The organism is Pseudoalteromonas sp. 13-15 (genome assembly GCF_001468205.2).
Classification (GTDB): Bacteria; Pseudomonadota; Gammaproteobacteria; order Enterobacterales; family Alteromonadaceae; genus Pseudoalteromonas; species Pseudoalteromonas marina.
In genome coordinates this window covers 854,852-868,444 of record NZ_CP019162.1, presented here as the reverse complement: position 1 = coordinate 868,444, position 13,593 = coordinate 854,852, and the positions used below count along the sequence as shown (strand labels likewise).

Here is a 13,593-nt window from a genome sequence, read left to right as displayed (position 1 = left end):
TAATTAATCTTTTTTCTTTAAAAAACGGTTAATTAGGCCCACAATTGCATTATTGGAAATCAGTAGGGATCTATAATGCAAAGCGAACAAATTGAAATAGCGCAATTTTTATCACAACACCCTCCTTTTGATGATCTTCCTCAAAAAGCATTAGATGAACTTGCTAAACAAGTCGAAGTCAGTTACTTCAGGGCTAATACCGATATTTTACAATATGGCCAAGACATAGCCGATTTGTACATCATAAGAAGTGGCGCTGTTGAAATGTATCGCCGTGATGGCGAGCTCTATAACCGTTTGGCCACTGCGGGAATATTTGGGCAAATGGGCTTGTTGATGAATCGCAAAGTACGTTTTCCGGCTACAGCGCTTGAAGACACGTTAGTGTATTGTATAAACGTTGACATATTTTTGCAGTATTGTGATGAATTTGAAGTCTTTGCAGATTATTTTGAAACCGATGGTAATGTGCGTTTGCATCAAGCAATTGTTGAGCAAGCCGATGGCAACGATTTAACCACTGCCAAGGTGAAATCGTTACTTCACCGAGACGTTGTTACAGTCGATGCAACTGAAACAGTAAAAAATATTGCACAGCTCATGACCGATGAGTCGGTTTCGTCAGTGCTAGTGACCGACGTTAATAAGCCTATTAATAACGACCCTCAAGAAGATGACGGGCAAGTCGTTGGTATAATAACAGATAAAGATTTACGTACTAAAGTTGTTGCGCAGGGGCTTGAGTACAACACGCCCGCACACGTTATTATGTCAACTAACCTAGTGCTACTTGATCAAAATGACTATATTTTTGAAGCCGTGTTAGCCATGCTCAGAGATAATTTACATCATCTTCCTGTGGTACAAAAAAAACGGCCAATTGGTGTTATATCACTGTCAGATATTCTACGTTATGAATCGCAAAGTAGCTTATTGTTGGTGCGTGGTATATTGGCTCAGCAGTCTGTTGAAGACTTAGCTCACTACGCAAATCAGCTTCCCCGTGTATTTGTGCGCATGGTAAATGAAGATGCAAACTCTCATATGGTTGGTACTGCAATGGCTGTCATTGGTCGTACATTTAAACAACGGTTGCTAATACTCGCAGAAGAAAAATTTGGCCCGCCGCCAGTACCCTACTGCTTTATCGCATTAGGCTCTATGGCTAGAGATGAGCAGCTTATTGTTACCGATCAAGACAATGCACTTATACTAGATAATAGCTATGACGACGAAAAACATAATGGTTATTTTCAAAACTTGAGTGACTTTGTTTGTGATGGATTAGCTCAATGTGGCTATAGCTATTGCGACGGTGAAATTATGGCGTCATTCAAGAAGTGGCGAAAAACACAGGACCAATGGTTTGAGCAATTTGCCCAATGGATTGCTGAACCCAAACCACAGGCTTTACTTAATAGTTCTATATTTTTTGATTTAGACGGTGTGTGGGGTAAAACAAAATGGGCTAATGAGTTAAAAACATATATTGCTAAACACAGTGCAAATAACAGACTGTTTCTAGCAAATATGGCAGCAAATGCTCGTAATAGAACACCTCCACTTGGTTTTTTTAAAGGGTTTGTTCTTGAACACAATGGGCAGCATCAAAAATCTATGAATTTAAAACGACGTGGCACAGCGCCATTAAGTGATGTTGTTCGCGTCCATGCACTTGCCATTGGATCTCGTAAGCAAAATTCATTTGATCGCCTAGAAGATATTATAGAAGCCAATGTTTTGCCTGCAGGCAAAGCGCAAGACTTACGTGATGCGTTAGAGTACATTTCGATGACCCGAATACGTCATCAGGCATGGCAAATTGAGCAGGGTGAAGTACCCGACAATAATCTTGATCCGCATCTACTTTCTCCATTTGAACAGCGTCATTTAAAAGATGCTTTTGCTATTCTAGATAAGGCGCAAAATTACCTTAAATTTTGTTATACCGCACACTCGGGTGTGAAATAATCTATGTTTTTCAAAGAAGTTAAAAACTGGAATACACGTTATGCTCAGCTTGCTGATGATGCGCAAAACAACTTACTAAAAGAGTTTTATTTATCTACATTTAGTGATGCTAGCGCTTCTGTAAAAGACATTCCTTTTGTTGCATTAGATTTTGAAACAACTGGGCTTAATAGTAAAACAGATGATATTGTGAGTGTGGGGTTAGTGCCATTCACATTAGCGCGAATATACTGTAAACAGAGTAAACATTGGGTGGTTCAGCCAAGACGAAACCTAAGTGAATCATCTATTGTGATCCACGGTATTACTCATAACGATGTTGATAACGCGCCTGACTTTGACAACATTATAGCCCCTTTACTTGATGCTTTGCGTTCTAAGGTGATTGTTGTTCACTATGCGGCAATAGAACGTGGCTTTTTTAATTGTGCCTTATTATTGCGATTAAAAGAGCATATTGAGTTTATGGTTGTAGATACCATGGAACTTGAGCGAAGAGCGCTCAAAGCAAAACAAGGCTTAATAGGGCAGATATTTAACACTAAACTGGGATCGCTAAGGCTAAATGACTGTCGTAAACGTTATTCTCTACCTGCTTATGAAGGGCATCATGCGTTAACCGACGCGCTTGCAACCGCTGAGCTTTTACAAGCTCAATTACGCCATCATTACACAGAAGAAACACCGTTATGCACTATATGGAGCTGAACATATATAAATAAAAAAAGCCGCAAAAATGCGGCGTTTTTTATTGTTGTTAATTTATTACTTAACTGGGCGAGGCTCAGTTCTTAAACCCAATAATAAACTCACACACATAAGTAAAAGCACAAACGTAAATGGTAAACCTGTTGACACAGCACCCGCTTGTAAAGCCTCAATGGCTTGTGTTCCGCCAATCCAAAGTAGCGCAGCAGCAATAGCGCCCTCAACTGTAGCCCAAAATATACGCTGGGGAACGGGAGCGTCAATCTTACCACCGGCTGTAATAGAATCGATTACTAACGACCCAGAGTCTGACGAGGTAATAAAAAACACAAGTACAAGAACAATCGCAATAAACGATAAAATATTTGAAAGCGGCAGTTCATCCAGCATATGAAACATTGCTAAAGGGACTTCAGTTAAGCCATTAAGCCCAAGCGCGCCAACACCATTGATAATTTGATCAATTGCAATACCACCGTAGATAGACATCCACAATACCGTTACTAAAGTTGGAATAAGTAATACAGCGATTAAGAATTCACGAATAGTGCGTCCGCGTGAAACACGAGCTATAAACATACCAACAAACGGTGACCACGAAATCCACCATGCCCAGTAAAATACAGTCCAACCGTGCATCCATGTTTCGTCTTCACGGCCGTGTGGGTTACTCAAAGGAATAATGTTTTCTACATACCCCATTACTGTATTTGGAACATTCCCCATAGCTACAGCAAATCCAACTAGGCAAACAAACAACAGTAATACAAACGCTATCAGCATGTTTATATTACTTAATAGCTTTACACCGCCATCAATGCCGCGAACAACTGATATAACGGCTAATAAAGTAACCCCTACAATAACTAAAATTTGCGAGCCAATACCGCCTTCTAAACCAAATACATGGTTAATCCCCGCTGAGGCTTGCTGCGCACCTAAACCTAATGAAGTTGCTAATCCAAATAAGGTAGCCAAAACAGCTAAAATATCAATAATATGTCCCGGCCATCCCCACGCTTTATCACCTAAAATCGGATAAAAAATCGAACGGATTGAAAGCGGGAGCCCCTTATTGTAAGCAAAAAAAGCCAGAGATAAACTAACCACTGCATAAATTGCCCACGGATGAAGACCCCAGTGGAACATGGTTGCGCCCATGGCTAATTTTGCAGCTTCTGGTGTGTTTGCTGCAACGTTTAGTGGTGTTTCGTACCAGCCAGTATAATAAGCAACGGGTTCTGCTACACCCCAAAACATAAGGCCAATACCCATACCAGCGGCAAATAACATTGCAAGCCATGAAAGGCGAGTATGAGAAGGTTTAGCTTCACTTCCTCCCAAGCGTATATTTCCATATGGAGATACAATAAGCGCTAAACAGAAAACAACAAAAAAGTTAGCAGCCCACATAAATAGCGCATCAAAGTTATTAATAATATCGAATTTAATAGTATCGAGTGCAGTTTTAGCTGTTTGTGGCTCGGTGACAAGTAAGGCAACTAAAAATAAAATAATAAGACCCGCACTAATCCCAAAAACAGGGTTATGAATATCAAACCCCCACTTTTGGACGTTATCCTGTCCTACGGTGTAATCTGTATTATCAATACTATATTTGTCATGATTTTCCTTCATGCAATACCTCTTTTGTAATTATAAATAACTGGTTATCCAGCCGCCCATTAAATACATTAGTCTATATACTGAGAATAAAAAATAATTTGAAGACTAACTATTTATTTTTCTATCTTACAGATGATACGCAGTTACATAAACGATAAAAGTAACAAATAGTTAAAATAGCGTGTTTTAAGGGTAATGTTAGCCATAAAAGTAGCTTTTTAAAAAATTAATAGTAGGTAGATAAAAACTATAAGCTTAGAGCTTAAACTATAATTAAAATAATTATTTATAGACCAAGCAGTCTAGTAAGTTGAAGAGGAAAATGAAGTTAAAGGGTTGGTGGAAGTTTATACACTGCATAAAATTTATGCAGTGTATACTATAGTGCTTACTTTTTACCTGTGTAAGCGTCGTTGTGTACGCCCGCTGCACGACCAGAAGGGTCTGCATTGTTTTGGAATGATTCATCCCAAGCAAGTGCTTCTGGTGTTGAGCAAGCGACTGACTTACCGTGTGGTACACACTTAGCCGAGGCGTCACCTGGGAAGTGCGACTCAAAAATAGCACGGTAGTAATAAGCTTCTTTTGAATCAGGGGTATTAATAGGGTATTTAAACTTAGCGTTAGCGAGGTCTTGATCGCTTACTTGCTCTTCAACATACTCTTTTAATGTGTCTATCCAACTGTAGCCAACACCATCAGAAAACTGTTCTTTTTGGCGCCATAAAACTTCATCAGGAAGGTAACCTCCAAAGCCTTCACGTAAAATATGCTTTTCAATTTTGCCATCTTTACACATTTTAGCTTCAGGATTGATGCGCATAGCAACATCAACAAATTCTTTGTCTAAGAATGGTACGCGGGCTTCAACACCCCATGCGGCCATCGACTTATTAGCGCGCAGGCAGTCAAACATATGAAGTTTAGATACTTTACGGTTTAGTTCTTCATGAAACTCTTGTGCATTTGGCGCTTTATGGAAGTATAAGTAACCACCAAATAATTCATCTGCACCCTCACCAGAAAGAACCATTTTAATACCCATGGCTTTAATTTGACGAGCCATTAAATACATAGGGGTTGATGCACGAATAGTGGTTACATCATAAGTTTCTATGTGGTAAATAACTTCACGAAGCGCATCAATACCTTCTTGAATAGTAAAAATGATAGGGTGGTGCACTGTCCCAATCATGTCGGCTACCTTTTGAGCTGCCGCTAAATCGGGTGAACCCTCAAGACCCACTGAAAACGAGTGCAACTTAGGCCACCAAGCATCACTTTCGTCGTTATCTTCAATACGTTTAGCTGCAAAACGCTGTGTAATAGCAGAAATAACCGATGAGTCTAATCCACCAGATAGTAATACACCGTAAGGTACATCACACATAAGTTGGCGCTTAACGGCTGCCTCTAGTGCGTCTTTCACATCTGATGATTCTGCACTGTTATCTTTCACTGCGTCGAATGTTTGCCAATCGCGTTTGTAATACGGCTTTAACTTACCATCTTTACTGTGAAGGTAATGACCAGGAGGAAATTCTTCAATATGTTTACAAATTGGAGAAAGTGCTTTTAGCTCAGATGCAACATAAAAGTTACCGTGCTCATCGTGGCCAGTGTATAGCGGTATAATACCAATATGATCGCGACCAATTAAGTAGGCGTCATTTTCTTCATCGTATAAGCAAAATGCAAAAATACCGTTTAAGTCATCTAAAAACTCAGGACCTTTTTGTTTATACAGCGCTAATATTACTTCACAGTCAGACTGAGTCTGAAAGGTAAAATCAGTGTCTAAGTTTGCAGCTAACTCTTTGTGATTATATATTTCCCCGTTTACCGCTAAAATATGCGTTTTTTCAGGGTTGTATAAAGGTTGCGCACCACTAGATACGCCAACAATTGCAAGACGCTCGTGAACTAAAATTGCTTTTTCAGACGCGTAAACACCAGACCAATCTGGACCTCGGTGTCGTAGTAATTTTGACATTTCAATTGCTTGAGTTCGCAATTGAGCGGGATCAGATTTAATATCTAATACCCCAAAGATTGAACACATAGTAACTCCTCATTCCTATTATGTGTGCAGAACAGCCACTTTGCTGAACTGCGAACCCTTGTTTTATCAGAAATATTTACTCAAGTCACATAGCTTTTGCAATTAATTAAGAATAATTTATGCACCAATGTTTAAGTGGCCGCACCTAGTTGGTGACCAAGGAGTAACTATGATTATTTTTGCATCAATTCTTTTGCTCAAACTCTATACTATTAGTGAGTTATCCAAGTAAGCTTGCTTCACAGGCAGCTCGTTTTTGTAACACAGTGGTGCAATAAGCAACTACTAATTAGTTAATGTTCAACGTAACCAATTATTGCTTAACGTTTGCTTTTAAGTGCAATCTTTAACTGGTTTAAATGACCGTCGAGCTTTTGTTTGGCTTGTAATGCTTGTTTAAACGTCACATATTCAAATTCAATTGTATCTAGTGGTCTGTATTGCGCAAATTGATGCAAGTCTGCTTCAATTACGGTGCCTAATAAGGGGTAACCCCCCGTTGTTTGCGCATCGTTTAACAAAACAATGGGTTCTCCATTTGGTGGGAGTTGAATGCTGCCGGGGCTCACAGCAAGAGAAGGCAATGAGTGTGAGTGGGTCAAAGGATAATTATCACTTTGAAGCCTAACACCCATGCGGTTACTATTGTGACTCACTTTAAACGACGACTGAGTGAACCCATTAATGATCTGTTTTGAGAAAAGCTGTGCATGTGGGCTTGGGTATACACGGACAATTTTACGTTTTGGCGGCATAAGTGCACCGCATTGAGTAAATTCTGATTGGTAAGGGGTTATTTTAATAGTGTCACCGGCTATGAGCGATTTGCCATTTAGTCCGCCAAAACCAGCATTTAAGTCAGTTGCTTTAGAGTTCATAACAACCGGGCTTTGAATCCCTCCTTTAACGGCAATATAGGCTCTTAATCCAGCGCTGCCGGTTGAAAATTTTAGCACCTGTTTTTGTTTAATATTATATGTCCAACCTGGGTAAATCGGTTTTTCATCAAGTGTTGCATTTAAATCAGCACCAAATAAGGCAATAGCAGTGTTGCATTCAAACGCAAGTTCGCACAAGCCAACGGTTACCTCAAGAACAGCGGCGTTTTTATCATTATTTAAAAGGCAGTTTGCTATGGTTTGTGCGTAAGGGTCTAAGCTTCCAGACTGACTAACGCCTAAATGGCGGTATCCGTTACGTCCAAAATCTTGGATGCTCAGTAATGGACCACTTTTAATAACTTTAATCATTATTTATTTCCCCACAGATACAGGTATAAATTCAAGCGTGTCACCAGGCTGTATTAAGCATGGGCTTTTTTGCGTTGCATCAAATAATGGTATGTCAGTTCGGCCAATAATATGCCAGCCACCTGGCGAATCTGCCGGGTAAATGGCTGTTTGCTCAGCACCAATAGCGACAGACCCTTTAGGTACTTTAACACGAGGTTCTGAGCGTCTTGGTGTAAAAAGTTGCTTGTTTAGTCCATTTAAGTATGCAAAACCAGGTTGAAACCCCAAAAATAAAACAGCGTACTGGGGCTCACTGTGAAGGTTAATGACGTCATCAATGCTTAAACTATGAAAATTTGCCACGTAGTTTAGGTCTGCGCCGTTATAATGCGTTTTAATTTTGTGATGTTTAGCTACGAACTCATTAGGTTTAATGTTATTCCAAATATCTGGTAATTGCTCAAGCCATTTAGCTAACTCAATATCTTGCTTTAAATATAAAGTGAGTGAGTTCATACCGGGTACAATATCAATAAATGAATTATCTTTTTTACAGTGATTTGCTAAAGACCAAATTTTTTTTTGAATACTGAGTGTTTCGCTCGTGCTTAAGTGAGATGCATCAAGCAATAAGCTATTGTTTGATAAGGCGTAAACGTGAGGATTTTGCATTAGTAAAACCTAATTCGAACATCATTAAGCAAACCTATCACATATTTAATTATTTATTTATACCCTTGAGACCAACACAGAACATTTATGCAAAATTGTTAACACACTTAAATTTAAATCTTATTGTCAATTAGATTTAAAAGTAAACTTTATATGTTTAGCCTCGTAATAAATAAGCACGACGTTTGAAATAATAATTAAATTTAAATGGTCTTAATTAGTACGGACTTGTTTAGAGGTACATTATGAATTATCAGCATTTATTATATTTATCGGGCGCTGCAATTATATTTAGCGCAGGCGCGTTTGCTCTATCGATGGAAAAGGTCGAACAAAGCGATGTAGCAGCCAGTATGCATGTAGAAAGCCTTGTACTAGGATCGGGGTGTTTTTGGGGCGCAGAAAAACGCTATGAAGCGCTAGATGGAGTAATTGATGCAGAATCTGGTTATGCAGATGGCAATGGGTTTGAGGCTACTTACAAAAACATTACTAAGCAATCACGCCGCTTTGACGAAAACAATTACGCTGAAGTAGTGAAAGTGACTTACAACAGCAATATTATTTCTGCGCAAGAGTTACTTAAAAATTACTTTGAAAGTCACGACCCTACTCAGTTAAACAAACAAGGTAATGACATTGGTACGCAATATCGATCTATTATATTAACGAGCAACGATGCGCAAAAAGACACAGCGTTAAAGATTAAAGCGCAATACCAACAATTATTAACCAATGCTGGGTATGGAAATATAGTCACCGTTATCAAGCCACTTGAGGGCTTTGTAGCTGCTGAAGAATACCACCAAAATTATTTGCAAAAAAATCCTAATGGTTATTGCCCTGATCATTCTACTGGTGTGGTTTTTGAACCAGTACCAGTTAAAACGAAAGACAACACTGCATTATCAACGGGTAAACAAATAGTGATAATAGACTCTCGAGACTATTGCCCTTACTGCGAGAAGTTTAAAAAAGAGGTGGCAAATGACTACAAAGGCACTATCCCTTTGTCATTTAGATACGCAGATCAATTAGATGGGTTAACCATTAAATCAGCGACATGGGCAACACCCACAATTCTATTTTTAGAAAATGGTGAAGAAGTATATGGCCGCCAAGGCTACGCAAGCCGTGAGACGTTTTACAAAGCATTAGGTGCATTTAAATTAGGAGACAGTGAAGCTTATAAAGTTGCATTTAATGCCAAAACAGATCGCCCATATTGTAAAGAGTATAAAATATTTAAAAACACACCCGATGGCACCTTTGTCGATAAGCTCAGTGGTGAGGCTTTATTTGATACTCGAGATCGGTTTAATTCTGGTACAGGTTGGCTGTCGTTTACGCACCCTGTTAAAAACAGTTTAACCGAACACGAGGACAATAGTTGGGGCATGCAACGCATAGAATTAAGGTCTAAAAGCACAGGTATTCACCTGGGGCATTTATTTCCGGGTGAGGGGCCTAGAGGAAAAGATAGATATTGTATAAACGCAACCGTATTAGACTTTGTACCTCGAGATAATAGCTGATACCGCATATAAACCTATCGGTCTATAATTGGTGTTTTGATTAGTAAAGAAACAAGTACAAAAAAGCCCTCATTAATTGAGGGCTTTATAAATATTTACTAAGTGGTGCACTTTTGTTGAAAAATAAAACAGCCCAAACTAAGTCACCACCTAATTTGAACTGCTTTTCACACTGACAACATCTTCACACACAATAAAGATTCGTTTACTGCTAAAAGCAGATTTTTATATTATGTGGCCGTTGGAGAGAATAAAAACAGCCCAAACTAAGTCACCACCTAATTTGAACTGCTTTTCACACTGACAACATCTTCACACACAATAAAGATTCGTTTACTGCCAAAAGCAGATTTTTATATTATGTGGCCGTTGGAGAGAATAAAAACAGCCCAAACTAAGTCACCACCTAACTTGAACTGCTTTTCACACTGACAACATCTTCACACACAATAAAGATTCGTTTACTGCCAAAAGCAGATTTTTATATTATGTGGCCGTTGGAGAGAATAAAAACAGCCCAAACTAAGTCACCACCTAACTTGAACTGCTTTTCACACTGACAACATCTTCACACACAATAAAGATTCATTTACTGCCAAAAGCAGATTTTTATATTATGTGGCCGTTGGAGAGAATAAAAACAGCCCAAACTAAGTCACCACCTAATTTGAACTGCTTTTCACACTGACAACATCTTCACACACAATAAAGATTCGTTTACTGCCAAAAGCAGATTTTAATATTATGTGGCCGTTGGAGAGAATAAAAACAGCCCAAACTAAGTCACCACCTAATTTGAACTGTTTTTCACACTGACAACATCTTCACACACAATATAAAGATTCTTTTATACATTTATTTGAGTCATAAAAACTAAATTGGTTTCAAACTTAGTTATTTAAATAACAACTCAATTAGTCATTAAATGTTTTCGTTAAATAGACTTTATGTTGTTTCCTAAATTCAAACAAACGATAAAAATAAAACTGATAAGTGAAAAAATTTAAACCATAAAAATTAAATAACAAAAAAGCCAACTCATTGATAATAAGTTGGCTTTTACATTAATTTAATGTGAATTTTTTGTGTTTTATACAGTAAATAAATTAACTAAGTGTGAACTAAAAATTATTGTTCTTGTGTTTTTCTAAAAGTATCAACTACCCATTTAGCAAACAGATCTAGAGGGTGGTTGGCTACATTTGAGTCGTGTTGAACCAAATAATATTTATCTTTAGTCGTTAATGGCTGTTCAAACAATTTATATAACCATTGCTCGTCTAACCAGCTTTGGCTTATAGGTAGAGGAATAAGTGCAATCCCCATACCTTGCTGTGCGGCACGTGCAACACCAAACATACTATCTATCTGAATAATTTGCGTAGGCGAAAAATCATCTATGCCCACTTTTTCAGCCCACTGGTGCCATGCCCAAGGGCGTGCTTTGTGTAAAATTAGTGGTACTTGGTTCAGTGCTTGTAAATCGTTGTTTTTCCACTGTTCAAGTAATTTTTTATTACATGCAGGAATGTATTCTAAATTAAATAGCTCAGTGACTGCGCCCTCAGTTGGCTTACTTGACGAAAGCACAATAGACAAATCACTATGGCGGGTAAGTTCTTTACGTGTTTTAAGCGTGTCCATTTGCAAATTAATATTAGGATGCTGAGTGGTCCATTCGCTTAATTTTGGCATCAGCAATTCACTGGCAAAAAACTCGGGTAAAGTAATCGTGATATTTGTGTTTTGTTGTAATTGACTAAACTCATTAATGGTACCTTCTAACATAGTAATGATAGGGGAGATCGCATCAAAAAAGTTTTTTCCAGCCGTAGTTAGGCTAATCGAACGTGTTTTACGATGAAACAGCTCTATACCAAGTTGTTCTTCTAGTTGTTTTATTTGGTGGCTTACCGCCGACGGTGTTAAGTACAGCTCATTGGCTGCATGCTTAAAACTTAGGCTTCTTGCTGCAAAGCAAAAAGAACGAAGACCACGAATAGGAGTTTGCATGTTTTCCAGTGTTTAAATGTTTAGATTACCTGTACAGGCAAATATCGATCCAAATGTTATTATTCAATACTATCAATAACTTAATTTTATTGATAGGGCAGCTTCACAATTTTGGTGCATCATAACAACAAATTAGTGCAATAGCTCTAGCTAAATAACACAGTATTTATGCATCTATTATAGATAATAATTTATTAAGCGTGTATTAATTAACCATAAAAATAGCATTGTAGGCAAAAAAAATCCCTCTTGCGAGGGATTTTGGGTAACTCAGCGCCATTGGCACTGGGAATGAGGTCGGTACAGGGTAAAGTTAACTATATAATAATCTTATAAAACCATTTCTGGTACTTCACCGTCAACAAGTAATTTACCTGCTGTTTTGCTAATAATTTCATCTACAGATACACCAGGTGCACGCTCTATTAAATGAAATGCGCCGTCTTTAACTTCTAAAACGGCTAAATCTGTTACTATTTTCTTTACGCAATTTACACCGGTAAGCGGTAAACTACATGATTCAAGAAGCTTAGATTCACCATGCTTACTGGCATGGGTCATTGTAACAATTATATTTTTTGCGCCAGCAACTAAGTCCATTGCGCCGCCCATGCCTTTAATAAGCTTTTTGGGGATCATCCATGACGCGATGTTACCGTTCTGGTCAACTTCAAAAGCACCAAGAACTGTTAAGTCTACATGACCACCCCGTATCATGGCAAAACTATCTGCACTATTAAATATGGCAGCACCTGTGGCTGCTGTCACGGTTTCTTTACCCGCGTTAATCATATCTGCATCAAGCTCAGCTTTAGTTGGGTATTGCCCCATACCTAATAGGCCATTTTCTGACTGTAGCATAACTTCAATATCATCAGGTACATAGTTTGCGACGAGTGTCGGAATTCCTATGCCCAAATTAACGTAGTAACCATCTTGTAGTTCTTGCGCAACGCGCATTGCAACTTGTTCACGTGATAATGCCATTACTTTGCTCCTGCTTAATCTCGTGTTGTTACACGTTCAATGCGTTTTTCAAAGTTACCTTTAATCACGCGATTTACATAAATGCCAGGGGTGTGGATTTGGCTTGGTTCAAGTTCACCCGGCTCGACGATTTCTTCCACTTCTGCCACAGTAATTTTTCCTGCTGTTGCAGCCATTGGGTTAAAGTTCATTGCTGTGTGTCTAAATACCAGGTTTCCATACCGGTCAGCCTTCCACGCTTTCACAATGGCAAATTCACCCGTGATAGACTCTTCTAAAATGTAAGGGCGACCATCAAATTCTTTTACATCTTTACCCTCTGCAACGGGCGTACCGTAACCTGTAGCGGTATAAAATGCGGGAATACCGGCACCACCAGCGCGCATTTTTTCTGCAAGTGTTCCTTGTGGCGTAAGCTCAACATCTATTTCGCCATTTAATAATTGCTGCTCAAATAGGGCGTTTTCTCCAACATACGAGGCAATTACTTTTTTTATTTGTTTATCTTGCAATAAAATACCTAAACCAAAATCATCAACACCGCAGTTGTTAGATACAACGGTTAACTCTTTTGTGTTCATCTTTTTAATTTGCTTTATTAAACCTTCAGGTATTCCACATAAACCAAAACCACCGGCAATAATGGTATCACCGTCTTTCAACCCTTCCATTGCAGCTTCGTAGCTTGAAACCACCTTATCAAAACCGGCCATGAGTCTCTCCTCATTGTGTGCTAAATTTTGTTAACTATTTACCTTCGTTTTACACTTACTTAAGTAATATATAG

10 protein-coding genes are annotated in these 13,593 nt (G+C 38.6%); 3 read left to right on the top strand and 7 right to left on the bottom strand.

The genetic code is table 11. The features are described from left to right. The first annotated feature begins 75 nt into the window (after positions 1-75). On the top strand, positions 76-1,971 hold the full coding sequence (locus ATS72_RS04075) for a DUF294 nucleotidyltransferase-like domain-containing protein (RefSeq protein ID WP_058428935.1): 1,896 nt from the start codon (positions 76-78) through the stop codon (positions 1,969-1,971). 3 nt (positions 1,972-1,974) lie between these two features. Beyond that, positions 1,975-2,679, top strand: a complete 705-nt coding sequence (locus ATS72_RS04070; RefSeq protein ID WP_058428934.1) for a 3'-5' exonuclease — start codon at positions 1,975-1,977, stop codon at positions 2,677-2,679. A gap of 57 nt (positions 2,680-2,736) precedes the next feature. Here the strand turns inward: ATS72_RS04070 and ATS72_RS04065 are convergent, their stop codons facing one another. The 4 genes from ATS72_RS04065 to pxpB form a co-directional block, all read right to left on the bottom strand. Then, complete coding sequence (locus ATS72_RS04065) at positions 2,737-4,317, bottom strand: BCCT family transporter (RefSeq protein ID WP_058428933.1); 1,581 nt, start codon at positions 4,315-4,317, stop codon at positions 2,737-2,739. A 376-nt stretch (positions 4,318-4,693) separates the two neighbouring features. Then, complete coding sequence (asnB, locus tag ATS72_RS04060) at positions 4,694-6,367, bottom strand: asparagine synthase B (RefSeq protein ID WP_058428932.1); 1,674 nt, start codon at positions 6,365-6,367, stop codon at positions 4,694-4,696. Positions 6,368-6,687: 320 nt separating this feature from the next. Next, entirely contained in the window at positions 6,688-7,617 is a 930-nt protein-coding gene (locus tag ATS72_RS04055; protein WP_058428931.1) for a biotin-dependent carboxyltransferase family protein, read from the bottom strand. 3 nt (positions 7,618-7,620) lie between these two features. Next, complete coding sequence (gene pxpB, locus ATS72_RS04050; protein WP_058428930.1) at positions 7,621-8,271, bottom strand: 5-oxoprolinase subunit PxpB; 651 nt, start codon at positions 8,269-8,271, stop codon at positions 7,621-7,623. Positions 8,272-8,516: 245 nt separating this feature from the next. Between pxpB and msrA the strand changes: the two genes are divergently transcribed. Beyond that, positions 8,517-9,806, top strand: a complete 1,290-nt coding sequence (msrA, locus tag ATS72_RS04045; RefSeq protein ID WP_058428929.1) for a peptide-methionine (S)-S-oxide reductase MsrA — start codon at positions 8,517-8,519, stop codon at positions 9,804-9,806. 1,128 nt (positions 9,807-10,934) lie between these two features. Here msrA and ATS72_RS04040 read toward each other — a convergent pair. The 3 genes from ATS72_RS04040 to ATS72_RS04030 all read right to left on the bottom strand — a co-directional run bounded on the left by ATS72_RS04040 (position 10,935) and on the right by ATS72_RS04030 (position 13,519). Beyond that, the gene (locus ATS72_RS04040) at positions 10,935-11,819 is read right to left on the bottom strand and encodes a LysR family transcriptional regulator (protein WP_006794182.1); all 885 of its coding nucleotides are present in this window, start codon (positions 11,817-11,819) and stop codon (positions 10,935-10,937) included. A 330-nt stretch (positions 11,820-12,149) separates the two neighbouring features. Next, positions 12,150-12,806 (bottom strand): CoA transferase subunit B, encoded by a 657-nt coding sequence (locus tag ATS72_RS04035; protein WP_058403973.1) that lies wholly within the window; start codon positions 12,804-12,806, stop codon positions 12,150-12,152. A gap of 14 nt (positions 12,807-12,820) precedes the next feature. Beyond that, on the bottom strand, positions 12,821-13,519 hold the full coding sequence (locus ATS72_RS04030; RefSeq protein ID WP_006794184.1) for a CoA transferase subunit A: 699 nt from the start codon (positions 13,517-13,519) through the stop codon (positions 12,821-12,823). Between the last annotated feature and the right edge of the window lie 74 nt (positions 13,520-13,593).